Raw genomic sequence first — 19,016 nt, forward strand, 5'->3', positions numbered from 1 at the left:
GTCCGCTCCCCTTCTATATAGAAAAGCCCCCACATATTATGTGAGAGCTTGTTCAAATTATAATTAAGCTGCTTGCTTATTAGAAATTTCTTTCAAATAAGCTTGTCCTTTTTCAGCATCATACTGACCTTCCCACTTAGACATAACTACAGCTGCTAAAGAGTTACCTACAACGTTAACTGCTGTACGAGCCATATCTAAAATACGGTCAATACCAGCGATGAAGGCTAAACCTTCAGCTGGAATACCTACTGTACCAAGTGTCGCTAATAATACAACGAATGATACGCCCGGTACACCCGCAATACCTTTTGATGTAACCATTAATACAAGTAATAATGTAACTTGTTGAGAAATAGATAAATCAATACCGTACATTTGCGCTAAGAAAATAGCTGCAATCGCTTGATATAAAGTTGATCCATCTAAGTTAAATGAATAACCTGTCGGAATAACGAAAGATGTAATTGCTTTCGGACAACCGAACTTCTCCATTTTCTCCATGATTTTCGGTAAAACTGTTTCTGAACTTGCTGTAGAGTATGCTAAGATCAGTTCGTCTTTTAAAATCTTGAAGAATTGGAAAATGTTAATTCCAAATATTTTCGCTGTAAGTCCTAAGACAACTACAACGAAGAAGATCATTGCTCCGTATACGACAATTAGTAATTTCCCTAATGGAATTAATGACGCAAGACCAAATGTAGAAACTGTAACACCGATTAGTGCAAATACACCAAATGGTGCAAATTTCATAACCTGGTTCGTTACGTAAAACATTGCATCAGCTACACCTTGGAAAAATTGAAGAACTGGTCTTCCTCTTTCACCAATTGCTGCTACACCTAAACCGAATAGTACAGAGAAGAAGATAATAGCAAGCATATCTCCATCAGCTAATGACTTCATAATATTCGTTGGAACAATATTTACAAATGTATCTGCAAATGAATGACTTTGTACCTGCTCTGTCGTATGTGTATATTTTGAAATATCTGTCTTTGTTAACTGCTCCATATTTACGCCTTTTCCTGGTTGGAAAATATTCGCTATTAATAGACCAACAACAATTGCAATTGTTGTAATAATTTCAAAGTAAATAATTGTTTTTCCGCCTAGTCGGCCTAATTTTTTTACATCACCAACACCAGCAACTCCAACAACAATACTTGCTACAACAATCGGCACAACGATCATCTTAATTAATCGGATGAAAATATCGCCAATTGGTTGTAAGTATTTCACAACAGCTGGATTATCAAAGAAAATCGCCCCAACTGCAATACCTAGTGCAAGACCAATTAATATTTGCCATGCAAGTCCTATTCTTTTCATACTTGTTGTAACCCCCTCTTCGATGTGTCACTCTACCTCTCATTCTATATCTATAAAACTTGAAATTAAGAGTATTACATATTATTCGACAATTCACTACATTTTGTCCCTGTTGAAAATCATAAATCAAAATTTTAAATCTGACAACAAAATAAGTTTGCCCGAGCGCAAATAATTTTCTTGACAAAAACAAAACCCATGTCAGAAAACCTCACATGAGAACGATTCCTTATGAGTGTTTTATAGGATTTCTATCTAAAATTTTACTATATAAAATAATTATATTTTTCCTTTATTTAACAAAAAATACCAAAAATACATCCTTGTTACACGAACAAAAAATGCATGTACCATGACAATTATCGTTGGAAAATGATAAATTCCGACAAAACTTAGCAATTTTATAAAATTTTCTTTACATTATGATTACAACGATAGACACTCTTCTTCTTATGATATATAACAGTCATAGGGAAAGGAGCCAGACAACCATGAAAAAGAAATTTGCAGCGTTTAGTGTTTTAGCAGCAGGAACAATTTTTGTTTCTCCGTTACTTTCACCCGTATACGCTGAAACGAATCAAGATAAATTATCTAATATTCAATCTGAATTAGAAGGAAAACAAAATGACTTACAAAATAAATCAGCTGAGAAAGACCAAATAGAAAAAGAAATTCAAGAATTACAAAAGAAAATTGACGATTTAACTACTTCTATTAATAAAAACGAAGCTGAATTAAACGATACAAAAAAAGAAATTAGTAAAACACAACAAGTAATTACTGAAAAAAAGAAACATATAGAACAATTACAAACAAACATAGATACACGTCAGGAAGTTATTAAGCAACGACTGCAATCTATGCAAGAAAAACCTCGCACAAATATTATTACAGAGGTAATAACAACTTCTACAAATATCGCTGATCTTGTTGATAATATGTACTCTGTAAGTTTAATTTTAAACAACGATACTGATATTGTGAAAAAACAAACAACTGATCAAAATGCTGTAGCGAAAGAAAAAGAGGCTGTCGAGAAAAAAGAACAACAACTGAAAGAATCTGAGCAAAAATTAGAACAAAAACAGCAAGAATTACAAAATAACCAACAACAGCAACAAACTCTTATTAACGATCTACATACGAAAGTAGCTAAAGTAGATTCGGAGATTGAAGGATTAGAAGAATCAAAAGGTATTTTAGAAAATCAGCGTCAAGCTGTTCAAAAAGCAATTGAAGAAGAAAAGCGTGCCGAAGAGGCTCGTAAAGCTGAAGAAGCCCGTAAGGCAGAAGAAGCTCGTAAACAAGCTACTACATCTGCTCAAACAGCTCAAGCAGCTCCAACACCACACGATACAAATATTGGCGGCTTTATTAAGCCAGCAGCTGGATCAAAAACTTCTGGATTTGGCGTACGTTCTTTAGATAACCATAAAGGAATCGATATCGCTGCTTCAGGAACTGTTCCAATTATAGCGGCTGCGGATGGTGTTGTTATTCGCTCGGAATTATCATCTAGTTACGGAAATGTTGTGTACTTATCTCACCGTATAAACGGAAAAACATACACGACAGTATATGCTCATATGAGTAGCCGTTCTGTATCAAGTGGACAAACTGTAAAACAAGGCACTCAACTTGGATTTATGGGTAACACTGGCCAATCATACGGACAGCATTTGCACTTTGAACTTCACCTTGGAGAATGGAATGTCGGTAAGACAAACGCAGTGGATCCATCCCCTTATATTGGATTATAGAAAAAAACTCGGTGCATACCGAGTTTTTTATTTTCACTTCACACACTATAGGTACTCCAAATAAACTACAACTAAATGCCTATATTTTACGGGGTGAATCATATGAATACACAAGTACAACAAAAAATAGAAGAAGCTAGAGAAACTTACATTGGCCAGTTATTTACATTTGGGCGGCTCATCGTTATTTTTAATTGGATCATTTATTGCAGTCGTCACAAACTATAAAGCCTATAATCGCTTATTACATACACCTACAACATAATAAAAAGACGGAGAAATCTCCGTCTTTTTATTATGCAAACATTTTAAATACGCCTATCGCATTTAAAAATACAATGATTACCGTTACTGGAATAACATAACGAAGTAAGAAGAACCAAATATTAAATAATGTTTTCCCTTTCGTTTCCGTAACTTCTAATTCTTTCATTAACATTTCTTTACTCATCTTATTTGGTACGAATAGCGAAATGGCTAGTACACCAAGCGGCAGTAATACGTTACTTACCGAGAAATCGACTAAGTCAAAGAATGTTTTCCCAAATATTTTCACATCACTCATAATTCCAAACGATAGAGCTGACGGGATTCCAACTGCAAAAATAAGAATACCAATTAATAATGATGCTGACGGACGCTTTTTCTCATTATCTTTCGCAACAGATGCTACTACAATTTCAAGCATAGAAATCGCCGATGTTAACGTTGCAAAGAAGAATAAAACTAAAAACATAATAAAGAAAAATTGTCCAAATGGTATTTTCGCAAATACTGCTGGAAGGACGATAAACAGTAGTCCTGGTCCTTCAGTCGGCTTAACGCCTAATGCGAAAATCGCTGGGAAGATTGCTAATCCTGCAAGTACTGTAATAAAAATAGTTAAACTTACAATAGATGTTGCTGATTTAGCTAAATGCTCTTCTTTCTTCAAATATGAACTATACGTTACCATTACTGAGGCACCAACTGTTAACGAGAAGAACGATTGTCCCATCGCGTATAAAATTGTATCTGCTGTCAGCTTTGAAAAATCTGGTTTTAAGAAGAACTCTACCCCAGCAAATGCACCATCCAGTGTTAACGCACGAACAATGATCGCAATAAATAAAATAAATAATAGCGGCATCATATACTTACTTGCTTTTTCTATCCCTTTCTCTACACCTTTACTTACAACAAAAATAGTGCAAAGCATAAAGATAAATTGTGCTCCAATCGCGCTTACTGGATTTGAAATCGTTTCACCAAACAATTGTCCATAATCAACAACACCATTCCAGAAGCTCCCTGTAACACTATAGTATAAGTACAGTAAAATCCATCCACCTACAACACTATAAAAAGATAGTACACTAAAACAAGTAACAACACCCATGCGACCAATCCAAGGATATAACTTGCTATTTGGCACCAATACTTTATACGCTGTAACTGCCTCTTTTTGCGTACTACGTCCAATAACAAATTCAGCTAAAAGAAGCGGCATACCTATAAATAAAGTTAATAGTAAAAATACAAGGAAGAATGCGCCTCCCCCACCATTACCTGCAACATATGGAAATTTCCATATCGCACCAAGACCTACTGCGGCTCCGGCTGCTGCGAGTACAAAGCCTATTTTCGACGTCCATTGCTGTGTTTCTTTCATCATAAATTCTCCTTTTCTGAATATTTAAACTTTTATTAATTATACACTTTCATTTCATACTCGCACACCTCCTTTAGAAAATAAAAAAGTCCCCTACACGCAAATATGCATGTAGAGGACGATATATGTAATGTAAATACCGTGGTACCACCTCAATTGGATTGATAAATCCCACTTGTTCAAGTACAGGAAAAACTCCGATACTCTATCCTTTTAACGGCGGAACCCGGGTTGCCTACTACAATGTTCAACATACCTCTCGCAAGCCCATTCTGTATATTTTATCGTACCGGGCTCACACCTTATCCCAGCTCTCTGAACGTATCAAATATACATACTCTTCTTGCTCATCGATTTCATCTATTGAAGTTACTTGTGATTATAAATTATATTTTTATAGTTGTAAAGTACAATTTATTCATTATCCTATATGAACTCTTCTCTCTAATTCTTGTAAAAATAATTCTCTTTTTTGTTCATCTTGAACATATATCGACTTTAATACCTCCTGCAACAATATATTTCTCTGCCTTTTCTCTATTTGTAATTCTTTCACTTTTATTCTAACTTCATATAAAAAACCAAGATATGATTCATACGCCTCATCATATTTATTTGCAATATCATCACGAATTTTTTTTGCAAGTTTTGGGCTCGCTCCTCCAGTAGAAACAGCCACATTCAGTAATCCACGATGAATCGCTGCTGGAAAATGAACATTACCACTTTCCGGGTTCGTAATAACATTTACTAATTGATTTTCTGCGCTATCTTCAGCTATTTGTTCATTTAATACGGCATCACTACTCGCTGCAACGACTAAAAAAGCGTCTTTAATATCACTTTTTTCATACTCCCTTTGATACCAACGAATTTGCTTTTCTTCCACTAGTTTTACTAAATTCGCATCCAATTCAGGACTTATCACAACTATATCCGCACCTTGTTTTAATAAAGGAATAATTTTAAATCCCGCGACTTTCCCTCCACCAATGACAACAACACGTTTCTTCTCAACTCGCACTGTAAGTGGATACATATTGATCTCCCTTCAATAACTTCTTCGTTCTCTGAATTAACATATACTGAAACGCTTCATTCTTTCCCAAATACGGACTTATTTTTATCTCGTCCGACTCATATTGGCTTACTTCTTTTTCAATATGTTTCATAAGTAAACCTGTAAATAACAAGTAAGGTAGCACAACGATGTTCTTTTCTTTTCGTTCTACAACTTCCTTTAACTTCTCCTCAAATTTCGGATCGGCAGCCGCTAAATAACAAACCTCTACTTTTTTAATTCTCTCTTCCGTTTGAAATAAAGAAGCGATCCAGTTTATATCTCGTATTACGTCAGGATCACTGCTCCCTCTGGCAACGAGAAGTAGCGTCACTTCATTCTTATCTTCCTTTTCAATACCACTTCCGCTATATACCGATTTAACAAGTGTTTCTGATACACCAAACGGGTTACCATAGGTCACTTTAACATTCGAAAATTGATTATTTAACTTCTCCAATGCAAACGGGATATCTTTTTTCACATGACCTGCCGCTAATAAAAAAACTGGAATAACAATAATCTCTGTAGCACCACGCTTCACACATGTACGGAACCCTTCATCAATAGTCGGACTCGCTAACTCCAAAAAACAAACTTCTTGAATACTTGCCTCTACACGGTTCATGCATGACGTAATAAATGCAACCGCTTCTTCTTTGGCTGCTTTCAAACGACTTCCATGACATATATATAAGATGGCTTTCATTTTACAACACTCCACTTACTTGATACGTACTTTCTGTCTGTTTCTCAAACCAATGGATTTTTTCTCTAAAACGGACCACTTCTCCAATTACAATCATGCTCGGATTTTGAATTTGTTCTTTTTTGGCAACATCTACAATTGTTCCTAACGTCCCAACAACTGTGCGCTGCATAGACGTCGTTCCTCGCTCAATAATAGCAGCAGGTGTACTTTTATCTTTTCCATGCTTCATCAGTTGCTCACATATGTAGGGTAAATTGCTAACCCCCATATATACAGCTAAAGTCTCTACACCTTTCGCTAAATGTTCCCACTTCACTTCTTCTTCAGCATCTTCTTTCCTATGCCCTGTCACAATAGCAAAACTTGCACTTGCATCACGATGTGTCACTGGAATACCAGCATAAGCAGGAGCAGCTATTCCAGCTGAAATACCAGGAACAATTTCAAATGGTACCCCTTGCTTCGCTAACGCTTCAGCTTCTTCTCCCCCTCTCCCAAATACAAATGGATCGCCGCCCTTAAGCCTCGTTACAACTTTTCCTTTTTTCGCATATTTAATAAGAAACGTGTTAATTGTCTCTTGCTTCATCGTGTGATAATTTGGGAGTTTTCCGCAATAAATTAAATCCGCTTCAGGCTTTGCATAGGAAAGCAACTCTTTATTTACGAGACGGTCGTATAAAATAACGTCTGCTTTCTCAATACATTTCAATCCTTTCACAGTAATTAAATCTGGATCACCAGGACCTGCTCCAACGATATAAACCTTCCCCATCATCTCTCCTCATTTCTACTATTAAAGTGAAACTTCCATCCTTATATACGAATGGAAGTTTTCATTATTTCCTATTACCTGTTCCCTACTCATGAATAACAAAAGCCGCCCCTTTTCGAATCTTCTTTTTTTCAAATAGAGAAATCTCCTTTACTTCTGGCAGCGGTAAAAAATGCTTTTCAAGCTCCATCTCCGCGAGCTTAAACGCCTGTTCTTCACTTTGAGCAACAACAACAATCGGAACAATACTATTTACTAACACAGCTTCAAATCGATATAAATCCATATTGTCCCTCCTAAGACGCTATTACTTCTTCTAACACGTTATTTAACGCTATTTGTAATGTCTCTACACCGATACGACCGACAAAATCATAAAACGTTTCAGCTGGTAATTTATTCTCTTTGAAATAACTTATAAATGATGCAAGTACATCAGGTAGATCCTCACCATCTATTTTTCCTTTTAATTTTTGATTGTAAGCACCGCCATCTAACAACGTTCCACCTACATATATTTCAAATGCCTCAACAATCCCTTTTTCCTTCGTTTTCATTTTCACCCCTTGTAATCCAATGTCAGCAATTTGACGTTGACCACATGAATTCGGGCATCCTACCATATGAATACGAACCGGAACATCGAGTGCAATTTGTGTATCTAAGTATTCGGCGATTTTACGTAATCTTTCTTTCGTTTCTACTAATGCAAGATTGCAATATTCAATACCAGTACAGGAAACCGCATGACCAATAAATGATTTTGGACTTGCTGATATTGCTTCAAACAATGGCTCATTTAGTAAACCCGTTACATTTTCTGGCGGAACATTCGGAATAATGAAGTTTTGCGAGTTACATGTACGAATCTGTCCATTTCCATACTTCTTAGCAATTTTTGCAATCTCAAACATTTCTTTTGCATGTAGACGTCCTACCGGCACATTAAAACCTACATATTTTAGTCCATCTTGTTTTTGATCTTGAACACCATAAAAGTATCCCGCATTCCAGCCTTTAAGAGCACTTTCTCCTTTACTTTGTAATGGTCCCGTATACTCTATTAGTTTCTCTTTAAATTTCTCTGCTCCCCAGTCTGCAACAAGAAATTTCAAACGAGCTAAATGACGTTTTTCACGGTATCCAAAATCACGGAATATCGTAGCAATCGCAATCGATACCGCCTTCACTTCTTCCGGTAAAACGAATACATCTAATTCATCAGCTAAATATGGACGAGCTGATAATCCACCTCCTACTTTTATATGAAAACCAACTTTTTTCTCACCATCTATCTCTTTCGTAGCAGGTGTAAATGCAACACAGTTAATCTCTGCGTTTGCTGAATTATAAATGTTAGAACTAATAGACATTTTAAATTTACGTGGTAAGTTAGAAAACTCTTCATTATGTTGGAAATAGTCATATACCTCTTTCACAATACCAGTTGTATCAAACAGTTCATTTGCATCAATACCAGCAAGTGGATTCCCTGTAATATTACGCGTTATATCACCACACGCCCCTGCTGAAGATAACCCAACTCTTGCTAATCTTTTAAAAATATCTGGAATTTGATGAATTTCTAACCAGTGAAACTGAATCGCCTGTCTTGTCGTAATATCTATTACGTCACGCCCATAATCTTCAGCGATAGAAGCAAGCACTTCTGCCTGCGCGTTCGTAATAATCCCCGATGGAATATTTACACGCATCATAAAATAACCAGCTTCTTTCGGTCTTTGTAAATACAACCCTGCCCATTTGAATGCGTCCCACTCTTCTTTCGGAATAGATTCGAATCCATTCTCCGCATAGTAAGGAATATCATTAAAGATTTCCAATCCATCTTTTTTTAATTTATTTTTCTCAGTCTGATTTAATTTTTCATTGTTAGCCCATACTTTTTCATAACTCATTTTTTAATCCCCCTATTTAAAGTGAAACTTTAATCAGTTGGGGTGTTCACCCCCCACTGATTATTAGCCTTAACCAATCGGACATTTACTGGCAGTTCATCTCCCACCTAACTTCTTTGCCCTAGCCAAATTTTGAGATGGGAGTTTTACTTCCCGGCAAATAGCGGGATAAAACTACGCTCTTGTAAGTACTTCACGATTTGTTCTGCACATTCTTCAATAGAATACTTGTGCGTTTCTACAATTAATTCTGCTTGTTCTGGTTCCTCATACGGTGAATCAACACCAGTAAACTCTCTAATATCACCTTGTCTCGCTTTTTTATAAAGCCCTTTCGGATCACGCTTCTCACACTCTTCAATTGGACACTTTACAAACACTTCTATAAACTCATCTGCAGCTAATAGATCTCTAACTTGTTTTCGGTCTACTCGAAATGGTGAAATAAACGCTGTAAGAACAACAGTACCTTGATCTACAAATAGCTTCGCCACTTCACCAATCCGTCTTATATTTTCCATACGATCACTTTCAGAAAAACCTAAGTCTTTATTTAAACCGTGGCGTATATTATCCCCATCTAGTACATAGTTTCCAATATTCTTTTCAAATAGTTTACGAGCAACCGCGTTCGCTACCGTAGATTTACCTGAAGCTGATAGACCAGTAAACCAAACTACAAAACTATGATGCCCATTTCTTACTCTTCTCTCATCTTTTGAAACAGATGCTGTATGCCAAGTAATATTTGTATCCATCTCATTCTCTCCCTATTCTGTTACTACTTCTTTTTTCAAACCCTTAATTAGTACTTCTACTACTTCTTTACGACTAAATGTGCTTGGCGGAACCTCACCGTTTCTTAATAGCTCTCTTACTTTCGTACCCGATAAAATAACATGATCTTCTTTGCCGTGCGGGCATGTTTTCGTCGAAGCCATCGCTTCACATTTCGTGCAGTAAAAACTATGTTCAAAAAATAACGGTGTAATTCCTAACTCTTCCACTGTAAAGTTTGTAAAAATTTCTTGTGCTTCATAAGTACCGTAATAAGCTCCTACCCCTGCATGATCGCGTCCTACAATAAAGTGAGTACATCCAAAATTCTTTCTAACTAGCGCATGAAATATCGCTTCCCTCGGTCCTGCGTAACGCATTGCTGCAGGAAATACACCTAAAAAGACACGATCTTTCGGATAATAATTTTGAAGTAATACTTCATAACTTTCCATTCTTACATCAGCAGGAATATCGTCTGACTTCGTTTCCCCAACGAGTGGATTTAAAAAGAGACCATCTACAATTTCAAGAGCAGATTTTTGAATATATTCATGGGCACGATGTACCGGATTTCTCGTTTGGAATCCGACTACTGTTTTCCAACCACGTTTTTTAAATTCTTCTCTCGTTTCAATTGGATCTAAATGATAAGAAGGAAACGGATTATTTTCAAAACGTTTTGTAAGAATAATAGCTCCTCCAACGTAAACGTTCGGTCGTTCGTATAATTTTTTCACTCCAGGATGAGCCTCATCCGTCGTTTTATACACTAGTAACGCTTCTTTCTCCTTATCAGGCACAAAAATATCTTCTATTTGAATGACACCATATACATTGCCACCATTAACGAGCTTTACTTCCCCTCCAGCTTTCAGACTCTCTGCTACTTCTTCTGTTACTGGTAACGTAATCGGTATACTCCAAACACTCCCGTTAACTAAACGAAGCGTTTCTACGACTGAATCATAATCTTTCTTTCCTAAAAAACCAGTAAGTGGGCTATATCCCCCTGTCGCTAATAGCTCTAAATCACTTAATGCAATGTTGTCTAATTCAATTTCTTTTTCGATTTGTGATACGTCGTAAGTCTCGTCTATACGATTTATTAATTCGTTTCTTGTACTCATTTTCTATTTCCTCTCTTAGCTTTATTTTCAAATTCATCTTATTGGTAATGAAGACCACATTCTGTTTTCACTTTCCCGGCCCACCTACCATCTCTCGAATCGCCACCCTCACCTACAGGTAATGTACACTTCTCACACCCAATACTTGGATATCCAACATCATGCAGCGGGTTATACGGCAAGCTATGTTTGTATACATATCGCCATACCTCTTTCCACGTCCAATGAATGAGTGGACAAACTTTAATAGATTGAAAACGATGATCTTGATTTATAAACTTTGTATACTTACGTGTTTCTGATTGTTCCCTCCTTAAGCCCGATATCCACGCTTTTTCCGCTGCTAATGATTTTTCTAACGGTAAAATTTTTCTAATTTTACAACAGAGATTCGGATTACTTTCCCATAATTTCTCACCATGCAACTTCGCTTGTTCATCAAGTGTAAGTTCCGGCTGTTTTTCTATAATATTTAATGAAGGAAATCGCCTCCGTACTTTTTGAATTAATTCATACGTTTCTTGAAAATGAACATTTGTATCTAAAAATACAACTTTAGCAGATGGATTTACTTGGTTTATAAGATGCAGTAATACCATCCCTTCCACTCCGAAGCTACATGCGTATACAATTTCACTTTTATATTCTTTATAAGCCCAACTTAATACAGATAGCGCGCCTTTCGTTTCATCTTCTTCTGGAAATGAAACATTATTTTCTTCCCACGTTTCATACGTCAACATGTTCTTTCCCCCTGTAAAAGCAAAAAGACGGTTTTAACCTAATGATATAGGTTAAAACCGCCTCTAGTTTTTCTAGTCAGCGCTTTTTACTTTAAACGTACTTTTTCACTTTTCTCTAATTGAATGACTTTCCCATCCTGCACAACAATTGTAATTGAACCATATTTCATATCAGCAAGCATCGCTTGAATCTTCTCAGATACTTCCTCAAAATGTTCCCGTACGCTCACGCGAACAGCCCCCCTTTTTATTCATAAAAAAAATCTTTCCCATTTCGAAAAGACTGTTCGGTAATATATTTTACCTTATCTTTCAAAATGGATTCCATTTTGCTGGATTTAGCACCTTGCTTTCTATAAGCAGGTTGCCGAGCTTCGTCGGGCCAGTTCCCTCCGCTTCTCTTGATAAGCTTTGTATTTGTATTTTATCACAATTCAGATTTTTTTCAATCCTAGTTTTCCGATATATTTTAATTATTTTATTTTACAAAAAAGGAATTGCCCATCTGAACAACTCCTTTTTCCCATTTAAACTAATTCTTTAATACGTATGCGATCGTTCCCAATAATATTTTCATATGTTTCGCGCTCTACAACAATTTGTGATGTGCCACCTTTCGCGAAGACGACAGCTGGTCTACGAATCCTGTTATAATTATTCGCCATCGAGTACCCGTATGCTCCTGTACAAGAAATTGCTAATAAATCGGCAGTAGCAACTTTCGGTAAAGTGATATCCCAAATTAACATATCTCCACTCTCACAACATTTCCCTGCAATCGAAACAACTTCCTCGTTCTCATCGTTCCCTCGATTGGCTAACATCGCTTCATAACGAGCGTTATATAAAGCAGGTCTTAAATTATCAGTCATTCCACCATCCACAGATACATATTTCCGAATACCAGGAATGTCTTTCACAGATCCAACTGTATAAAGTGTCGTTCCAGCATCACCTACAATACTACGCCCTGGTTCAACCCATATTTCTGGCAAGGGATAATTACATACTGTAAATTGTTCTCTCACTGCACTTGTTACAGCCCGCACATATGTCTCAAGAGTTAATGGTGTATCTGACTCTGTGTAGCGTATTCCGAATCCTCCGCCCACGTTTAATACTTTTACTACATAGTTCGCTCTTTCTCTCACTTCTTCTAAAAATTGATGAAGAACTTCAATCGCTCGAACAAATCCAGCCGTTTCAAATATTTGTGATCCGATATGTGAATGAATTCCTAGCACGTTATAATTTGATTTTTGTAAAGCACGCTCAATTGCTTGCATCGCTTGACCATTTGACACACCAAATCCAAATTTAGAATCCTCTTGACCTGTTGTAATATATTCATGTGTGTGCGCCTCTACTCCAGGCGTTACACGAATTAATATGTTCACAAACTTCCCATGTTGCACTGCTAAATCATGCAAAATTTCTAACTCTAAGAAATTATCGACGACAAAACAACCAATATTCGCCTGAAGAGCCATCACGATCTCTTCTTCTGTTTTATTATTGCCGTGAAAATGAATGCGCGATGCTGGAAATCCTGCTTGAAGCGCAGTATATAATTCTCCTCCAGACACGACATCTAATGACATATTCTCTTCACGAGCCACTCGGCACATCTCCATGCACAAGAACGCCTTGCTTGCATATGCTACTTGGTAAGAGAAACCACTTTCTTTAAAAGCACGATGAAACGCGCGGCACTTTCCTCGAATAGACTCTTCATCGTATACATAAAGTGGTGTTCCGTATTGTTTTGCTAGCTGCGTCGTATCGCACCCTCCAATTTCTAAGTGTCCTTGCCCATTGATTCGGCTTGTGCCGTGTAAATACATTTGAATTCCTCCCTTATTTCCTCTAAAACTCATAACCCCAATCTTCTATTCATTGCAGCACGCTTTTAGATAGACAAAAAACGCGCGGAACAATGTTCACACGCGTTTCTTATTAGGAAAAATATATATTGAAAAAATAAACGAGTTGTTATCTCCTCAAAATAAGAAACCGCATCAACATCTCCAAATAGCTCTCCATAAAATAAATCTTATGACAGTACTACATTTATTCAATGCAGTCCCAATATATGAATAAGATGGTTATTCTTATATTTCGGCAATAGTCCCTTTCAACCTATGATCACAGATTCCATTCAATCTCCCATAGCTTACTCTTTCCTATCGCGGCCTCTACCTTTGAGAGTAGATGAGGTAAGTCTATTTAATTTTCAAACATCTAATTGTTGCTATTAACAATACCAAAGGACCATTTTATTTGTCAAACAATTTTTTATATTGTTTTTTTACAGTTTAGTTTTATATCATTTGGTAAGCGCTTTACTAAAATCTTTGTTACTTCCCATTCGCCTTCTTCGTTATTAAAAGTAATCGTTACCTTCTCAAATGGTGGAGCAATTTTCCCAGCAACTCGTTCATACTTCGTTACTTCAATACTCGCTCGAAATAAATATGTACCACTATACATTTTTTTTAAACTAATAATTTTAGGACATTGATAAGGTTTCAAGCTTCCATATTGTTTTTCAATTGCTTTATTTATTTTCGGAAATAAAACAGAATAAAGGGCATCTTCCATAAGAGGTGCATCATATTGGGCTACTGAAACACTTGGCGAAGCAAAAAGTATAACACTACTGCATACTATAAAATACAATAACTTTCGCATTATAACCTCCGTATTGTTACACGATTCTTTCTGCGCACGATAATAATCATACATAGAAACTCCGTTTTATTGTCTCCTACCGCCCTTTTTCTACTCAATTATTATAAAAAAGTCCACAACTCTCTTTTATTTTCGTATAATGATACTCATAGTATAATAAACATAATAATAAAGGACTGTTCGTATATATAAAATGAGACGCTAATCAAATCGGCTCACAAGAACTGTCATGCTTTTTAGGAGAGGAGTATATTATGCTACAACATCTGTTTCCAAAACTGCGATTTGCACTCGTTGCAGTCGTTTTATTATGGATAAAAACATATATCGTGTACAAGCTAGCATTTGATATTAAAATTGATAATTTCTTTGAAGAATTTATGCTTTTTATTAATCCACTAGCTGCGTTACTTTTATTTTTCGGTTTTGCTTTATTTGCATCTAAACACCGAAACCGCATTATAGTTGGAATTAGTTTTGTACTATCATTCATTTTATTTGGAAATGCAATGTTTTATGGGTTTTATAACGATTTCGTTACGTTCCCAGTATTATTTCAAACAAATAATATGGCTGATTTAGGGACAAGCATAAAAGAACTCTTTACGTATAAAACATTACTTTTATTTGCAGACGCGATTATTTTAATGTTTCTTTCACGTAAATTCCCATCATTTTGTGATAAATCACCACTTTCCCGCACAGAAAAGCGAACTTTCTTTGGCGGTGTAACAGCATTATTAACCTTGCAAATTTTCGTTTCCGTTATTTACAAACCACAAATGTTCTCACGCTCATTTGATCGTCAAACTGTCGTGAAAAATTTAGGTTTATACACATATCATCTATTTGATATTACACTTCAATCTAAATCTTCAGCTGAACGTGTATTTGCAAGTGGTGACGGGTTCTCTGAAATTAAAAACTATACAGACTCAAAAGATAAGCAAGTTGATAAAAACTTATTTGGAGCTGCAAAAGGTAAAAATGTCATTTTGATTTCCATGGAATCTACACAAAGTTTTGTTATTAATAAAAAAATAAATGGAAAAGAAATTACTCCATTTTTAAACGAATTTATTAAAGATAGTTTTTATTTCGATAACTTCTATCATCAAACAGGACAAGGCAAAACTTCTGATGCAGAATTTATCGTTGAAAATTCACTTTATCCGTTAGACCGCGGTTCTGTATTCTTTACTCACGCAACAAATGAATATACTGCTACACCAGAACAGTTAAAGAAATACGGATATTCTTCTGCTGTCTTCCATTCAAACGATAAAACATTTTGGAATCGTGATGTAATGTATCCTGCACTTGGATATGATCGCTACTTTAATTTAAATGATTACGTAGGCACAGAACAAATGTCTGTCGGTTGGGGGTTAAAAGATAAAGAGTTCTTTGAACAATCTATTCCAAAGCTAAAATCTTTACCACAGCCGTTCTATACAAAATTCATTACTTTAACAAACCATTTTCCGTTTCTTCTAAATCCAGAAGACCAATATATTGATGAGTTCAATTCAGAAAGTGGTGTTGTAAACCGTTACTTCCCAACTGTTCGTTACACGGATGAAGCTCTTAAACGATTTATTAAACAATTAAAAGAAGAAGGACTATATGATAATTCCGTTATTGTCATTTACGGAGATCATTACGGTATTTCTGAAAACCATAACGCAGCAATGGCTCAGTTCCTTGGGAAAGACGCTATTACACCGTTTGATTCTATGCAATTACAACGCGTCCCTCTCATTATTCATGTACCTGGTCAAGAAGGAAAAGTCATTTCTAAAGTATCTGGTCAAATTGATATTAAACCAACGCTACTTCATTTACTTGGTATTAAAACAAATCAATCCGTTGAATTTGGAACTGACTTATTCATTAAAGAAGAAGACCCACTTATGGTAATGCGTGATGGTAGCTTCGTTTCAGAAGATTATGTGTATACAAAAAACATGTGCTATAAACGAAATACAGGTGAAGAAGCGGACATTTCATTATGCCAGCCGAATATTGAAAAAGCAAAAAATGAATTGAAACTCTCCGACAAACTCATTTATGGAGATTTATTACGTTTCGACCCTAACAATCGGTATAAAACTGGAACGATGACAACGAAATTTGAATAATACACGAAGCAACTTTATAAAAGTTGCTTCTTTTTTCACTTATTTTTCAAATCATTCTTCTATGAAATCTTTCACAAATTGGGAATTTTTTTCGTATGAGGAAGAAATTTATGGTATGATAAAATAAGTAAACTTTCATACACTAATTAAGAATTTATTACAGAAAGCAAGGGATCAGATTTTGTATAGAGCAGCTATTCCAAACTTATTTACGCTCGGAAATTTATATAGTGGATTCTTGTCAATCGGCTATGCATCTTTAGGATATTATAAATCAGCTGCTATTTTAGTACTTATCGGGATGATGTTAGATAGTCTTGATGGGCGGGTTGCTCGTTTATTACGCGTTGATTCACAAATGGGAAAAGAGCTTGACTCACTTGCAGATGTCGTAACATTTGGTGCAGCACCTGCTGTTCTTATGTATTACACATCTTTCTCCAATTATGGAATCATCGGATTATACATAGCGGGACTATTCCCTCTTTTCGGAGCATATCGTTTAGCACGATTTAATGTAACACCATCTTCTACTTCAATGAAATATTTCACTGGGGTACCGATTACAGCAGCGGGAGGGCTTGTTGCTTTCTTAACATTATTTTCACATACCATTCCAAAAATCGTTCTTATTACAGTCTTTGTAACGTTCGCATTTTTAATGGTGAGCCGCATTCGTATCCCAAGTTTAAAAGATGTACCACTTCCACGATATAGCATCATTATTACACTATTTTTAGTTGGAAGCATTATCACAATGTACCAAACAGGGATCGGTAACTTTTCTGTTTTCTTATTCATTGCTATTCCACTATATATTTTGTATATGCTATCTCAATTTCTTAGACAAAGACCATCTAAAAGAGCAAATAAAGAAAAATAAGAAAAACCTTCCGATTCCGGAAGGTTTCTTTTTATGCCATAAAAGTCCGATTGATGTAGGCTAATAATGAGAGGGGGATGCCCGCTCTCATTAAAGCTTCACTTTATTTTGTAATCAATACCTTTTGATTTACAGGTGTTACTGGCTCTTCACCGTTTAATACAGCTAAAATATTTTTCACTGCCATTTCAGCCATCGCATCACGCGTTTCGAACGTTGCATTTCCTACGTGAGGAGCAAGTACTACATTCTTTAATCCTTTTAGCTCTTCTGTAATTTTCGGTTCAAATTCAAACACGTCAAGAGCTGCTCCTTCAATTTCATTCGTTTTTAATGCATGAGCAAGTGCCGCTTCATGCATAATTGGTCCACGTGAAGCATTTACAATATACGCTGTTTTCTTCATCATTTTGAACTGTTCTTCATCAATCATATGATGCAATTTCGGATTATAAGCACAATTAATTGTAATAAAGTCTGCTGTTTGTAATAATTCTTCCAATGTTACATATTTTACTTCCAGTTCACTTTCAGCTTCAGGCTTTCGATTTGGTCCTGTATATAAAACATTCATTCCAAACGCTTTCGCACGCTTTGCAACTGCCTTTCCGATTTCTCCAAGACCAATAATTCCAATTGTTTTACCATGTACTTCGCGACCTAAGAAAAATAACGGTGCCCATCCATTAAATCCAGTTGTACGACATAACGTATCACCTTCAGGAATTCTACGCGCAGCTGCTAAAAGTAGTGCAAATGTTAATTCTGCAGTAGCTTCAGTTGATACTTTCGGTGTATTCGTTACCGCAATCCCTTTTCCCCCAGCATACGAGTAATCAATATTATCATAACCAGCGCCGTAGTTTGCAACAATCTTTAAATTAGGTGCCGCATCAATCACTTCTTTTGTCACCTTTGTAGAAAGTAGGCTTAACAATGCATCTTTATCTTTTACACGCTCTGCTAATTCATCTAAAGAAATTAATGCCTCTTTATCGTACATTTCTACATCATGATCCTTTAATAGTTCTAATCCGATTGCTGGAATTTTTCCTGCTACTAATATTTTTGCCACTACTAACACCTCTTCTATAGAAAATAAGATACCTCTTATCTTTCATTGTAAGAAATCCGCATATAAAAACCAAGGAATTTGATTATAGTTTTCAAAATCGACACTTTCCCATAAAAAAAGAGGAGATTCATCTCTCCCCTCTTCTTACGCTTTTTCTTGCGATTCTTTTCCAAGCTTCACATCGATCGTTCCTTCTGCAACTGTATCACTAATTTGTTCCTCAATAACGGATTGAGATGTAGCATTCGTTTCAGAAGTATACGCTTGTTGCTGTGCACCTTGTACATTTTGTTTATTTTGTTGTTTCGCCATTTCTTACCCTCCTTTTTATTCTTTCTTATTTTGAACAAAAAAGAAGGTT

18 protein-coding genes, 2 riboswitches and 1 other annotated feature are annotated in these 19,016 nt (G+C 35.9%); of the genes, 3 read left to right on the plus strand and 15 right to left on the minus strand.

From position 1 onward, the window contains the following. Window positions 1-63 precede the first annotated feature (63 nt). Complete coding sequence (gene gltP / locus ACTFOB_RS14235; protein WP_440025234.1) at window positions 64-1,335, minus strand: glutamate/aspartate:proton symporter GltP; 1,272 nt, start codon at window positions 1,333-1,335, stop codon at window positions 64-66. A 491-nt stretch (window positions 1,336-1,826) separates the two neighbouring features. Here gltP and ACTFOB_RS14240 point away from each other — a divergent pair, with 491 nt between their 5' ends. Continuing rightward, on the plus strand, window positions 1,827-3,098 hold the full coding sequence (locus tag ACTFOB_RS14240) for a murein hydrolase activator EnvC family protein (protein ID WP_440025236.1): 1,272 nt from the start codon (window positions 1,827-1,829) through the stop codon (window positions 3,096-3,098). A gap of 295 nt (window positions 3,099-3,393) precedes the next feature. On the opposite strand, the gene ACTFOB_RS14245 is transcribed toward ACTFOB_RS14240, so the two are convergent. The 12 genes from ACTFOB_RS14245 to ACTFOB_RS14300 all read right to left on the minus strand — a co-directional run bounded on the left by ACTFOB_RS14245 (window position 3,394) and on the right by ACTFOB_RS14300 (window position 14,556). Then, window positions 3,394-4,749, minus strand: a complete 1,356-nt coding sequence (locus ACTFOB_RS14245) for a sodium-dependent transporter (protein ID WP_440025238.1) — start codon at window positions 4,747-4,749, stop codon at window positions 3,394-3,396. 111 nt (window positions 4,750-4,860) lie between these two features. Then, window positions 4,861-5,109 (minus strand) — a binding site (T-box leader). Window positions 5,110-5,170: 61 nt separating this feature from the next. After that, window positions 5,171-5,788 (minus strand): NAD(P)-binding protein, encoded by a 618-nt coding sequence (locus ACTFOB_RS14250; protein ID WP_440025239.1) that lies wholly within the window; start codon window positions 5,786-5,788, stop codon window positions 5,171-5,173. Next, the gene (locus tag ACTFOB_RS14255) at window positions 5,763-6,518 is read right to left on the minus strand and encodes a sirohydrochlorin chelatase (protein ID WP_440025240.1); all 756 of its coding nucleotides are present in this window, start codon (window positions 6,516-6,518) and stop codon (window positions 5,763-5,765) included. Before ACTFOB_RS14255 ends, ACTFOB_RS14250 begins: the two co-directional genes overlap by 26 nt. Window position 6,519: 1 nt before the next feature. Beyond that, complete coding sequence (gene cobA / locus ACTFOB_RS14260; RefSeq protein ID WP_098130899.1) at window positions 6,520-7,296, minus strand: uroporphyrinogen-III C-methyltransferase; 777 nt, start codon at window positions 7,294-7,296, stop codon at window positions 6,520-6,522. Between the two features lie 85 nt (window positions 7,297-7,381). Then, on the minus strand, window positions 7,382-7,582 hold the full coding sequence (locus ACTFOB_RS14265; RefSeq protein WP_000366917.1) for a DUF3906 family protein: 201 nt from the start codon (window positions 7,580-7,582) through the stop codon (window positions 7,382-7,384). Window positions 7,583-7,592: 10 nt separating this feature from the next. Further along, complete coding sequence (locus ACTFOB_RS14270) at window positions 7,593-9,215, minus strand: nitrite/sulfite reductase (RefSeq protein WP_440025241.1); 1,623 nt, start codon at window positions 9,213-9,215, stop codon at window positions 7,593-7,595. Between the two features lie 146 nt (window positions 9,216-9,361). Continuing rightward, entirely contained in the window at window positions 9,362-9,973 is a 612-nt protein-coding gene (gene cysC / locus ACTFOB_RS14275) for an adenylyl-sulfate kinase (RefSeq protein WP_440025243.1), read from the minus strand. Window positions 9,974-9,985: 12 nt separating this feature from the next. Next, complete coding sequence (gene sat, locus ACTFOB_RS14280) at window positions 9,986-11,122, minus strand: sulfate adenylyltransferase (protein ID WP_440025245.1); 1,137 nt, start codon at window positions 11,120-11,122, stop codon at window positions 9,986-9,988. A gap of 38 nt (window positions 11,123-11,160) precedes the next feature. Then, window positions 11,161-11,865, minus strand: a complete 705-nt coding sequence (locus ACTFOB_RS14285) for a phosphoadenylyl-sulfate reductase (RefSeq protein ID WP_440025247.1) — start codon at window positions 11,863-11,865, stop codon at window positions 11,161-11,163. Window positions 11,866-11,951: 86 nt separating this feature from the next. Further along, window positions 11,952-12,095 (minus strand): YezD family protein, encoded by a 144-nt coding sequence (locus tag ACTFOB_RS14290; protein WP_000116163.1) that lies wholly within the window; start codon window positions 12,093-12,095, stop codon window positions 11,952-11,954. Window positions 12,096-12,167: 72 nt separating this feature from the next. Beyond that, window positions 12,168-12,276, minus strand: a riboswitch (SAM riboswitch). Between the two features lie 116 nt (window positions 12,277-12,392). Next, a complete protein-coding gene (gene lysA / locus ACTFOB_RS14295) occupies window positions 12,393-13,709 on the minus strand; it encodes a diaminopimelate decarboxylase (RefSeq protein ID WP_440025249.1) in 1,317 nt (438 codons plus the stop codon). Window positions 13,710-13,889: 180 nt separating this feature from the next. Next, window positions 13,890-14,071, minus strand: a riboswitch (Lysine riboswitch). 89 nt (window positions 14,072-14,160) lie between these two features. Then, window positions 14,161-14,556 carry a DUF3888 domain-containing protein gene (locus ACTFOB_RS14300; RefSeq protein WP_440025251.1) on the minus strand — a complete coding sequence of 132 codons (396 nt, stop codon included), beginning with the start codon at window positions 14,554-14,556 and terminating at the stop codon, window positions 14,161-14,163. Between the two features lie 254 nt (window positions 14,557-14,810). On the opposite strand from ACTFOB_RS14300, the gene ACTFOB_RS14305 reads away from it, so the two are divergent. Further along, window positions 14,811-16,697, plus strand: coding sequence for an LTA synthase family protein (locus ACTFOB_RS14305; RefSeq protein WP_440025252.1), 1,887 nt, complete (start codon window positions 14,811-14,813; stop codon window positions 16,695-16,697). Between the two features lie 181 nt (window positions 16,698-16,878). Beyond that, window positions 16,879-17,580, plus strand: coding sequence for a CDP-diacylglycerol--serine O-phosphatidyltransferase (pssA, locus tag ACTFOB_RS14310; protein ID WP_151631133.1), 702 nt, complete (start codon window positions 16,879-16,881; stop codon window positions 17,578-17,580). A 103-nt stretch (window positions 17,581-17,683) separates the two neighbouring features. On the opposite strand, the gene ACTFOB_RS14315 is transcribed toward pssA, so the two are convergent. Beyond that, window positions 17,684-18,655: an NAD(P)-dependent oxidoreductase gene (locus ACTFOB_RS14315; protein ID WP_440025254.1), complete on the minus strand. Its 972-nt coding sequence runs from the start codon at window positions 18,653-18,655 to the stop codon at window positions 17,684-17,686. A gap of 144 nt (window positions 18,656-18,799) precedes the next feature. Further along, window positions 18,800-18,967, minus strand: a complete 168-nt coding sequence (locus ACTFOB_RS14320) for a YozQ family protein (RefSeq protein ID WP_001118881.1) — start codon at window positions 18,965-18,967, stop codon at window positions 18,800-18,802. Window positions 18,968-19,016: the final 49 nt, after the last annotated feature.

It is taken from the genome of Bacillus cereus group sp. MYBK79-1 (assembly GCF_051915365.1).
GTDB lineage: Bacteria > Bacillota > Bacilli > Bacillales > Bacillaceae_G > Bacillus_A.

What these genes read in the sequence shown, in the direction of transcription:
- ACTFOB_RS14265 (WP_000366917.1), bottom strand. Translation starts at nt 7,582, where the DNA reads ATGGATTTATATCGATTTGAAGCTGTGTTAGTAAATAGTATTGTTCCG.
- sat (WP_440025245.1), bottom strand. Translation starts at nt 11,122, where the DNA reads ATGAGTACAAGAAACGAATTAATAAATCGTATAGACGAGACTTACGAC.
- ACTFOB_RS14285 (WP_440025247.1), bottom strand. Translation starts at nt 11,865, where the DNA reads ATGTTGACGTATGAAACGTGGGAAGAAAATAATGTTTCATTTCCAGAA.
- ACTFOB_RS14320 (WP_001118881.1), bottom strand. Translation starts at nt 18,967, where the DNA reads ATGGCGAAACAACAAAATAAACAAAATGTACAAGGTGCACAGCAACAA.
- ACTFOB_RS14245 (WP_440025238.1), bottom strand. Translation starts at nt 4,749, where the DNA reads ATGAAAGAAACACAGCAATGGACGTCGAAAATAGGCTTTGTACTCGCA.
- gltP (WP_440025234.1), bottom strand. Translation starts at nt 1,335, where the DNA reads ATGAAAAGAATAGGACTTGCATGGCAAATATTAATTGGTCTTGCACTA.
- ACTFOB_RS14240 (WP_440025236.1), top strand. Translation starts at nt 1,827, where the DNA reads ATGAAAAAGAAATTTGCAGCGTTTAGTGTTTTAGCAGCAGGAACAATT.
- ACTFOB_RS14270 (WP_440025241.1), bottom strand. Translation starts at nt 9,215, where the DNA reads ATGAGTTATGAAAAAGTATGGGCTAACAATGAAAAATTAAATCAGACT.
- ACTFOB_RS14250 (WP_440025239.1), bottom strand. Translation starts at nt 5,788, where the DNA reads ATGTATCCACTTACAGTGCGAGTTGAGAAGAAACGTGTTGTTGTCATT.
- lysA (WP_440025249.1), bottom strand. Translation starts at nt 13,709, where the DNA reads ATGTATTTACACGGCACAAGCCGAATCAATGGGCAAGGACACTTAGAA.
- ACTFOB_RS14305 (WP_440025252.1), top strand. Translation starts at nt 14,811, where the DNA reads ATGCTACAACATCTGTTTCCAAAACTGCGATTTGCACTCGTTGCAGTC.
- cysC (WP_440025243.1), bottom strand. Translation starts at nt 9,973, where the DNA reads ATGGATACAAATATTACTTGGCATACAGCATCTGTTTCAAAAGATGAG.
- ACTFOB_RS14300 (WP_440025251.1), bottom strand. Translation starts at nt 14,556, where the DNA reads ATGCGAAAGTTATTGTATTTTATAGTATGCAGTAGTGTTATACTTTTT.
- cobA (WP_098130899.1), bottom strand. Translation starts at nt 7,296, where the DNA reads ATGGGGAAGGTTTATATCGTTGGAGCAGGTCCTGGTGATCCAGATTTA.
- ACTFOB_RS14255 (WP_440025240.1), bottom strand. Translation starts at nt 6,518, where the DNA reads ATGAAAGCCATCTTATATATATGTCATGGAAGTCGTTTGAAAGCAGCC.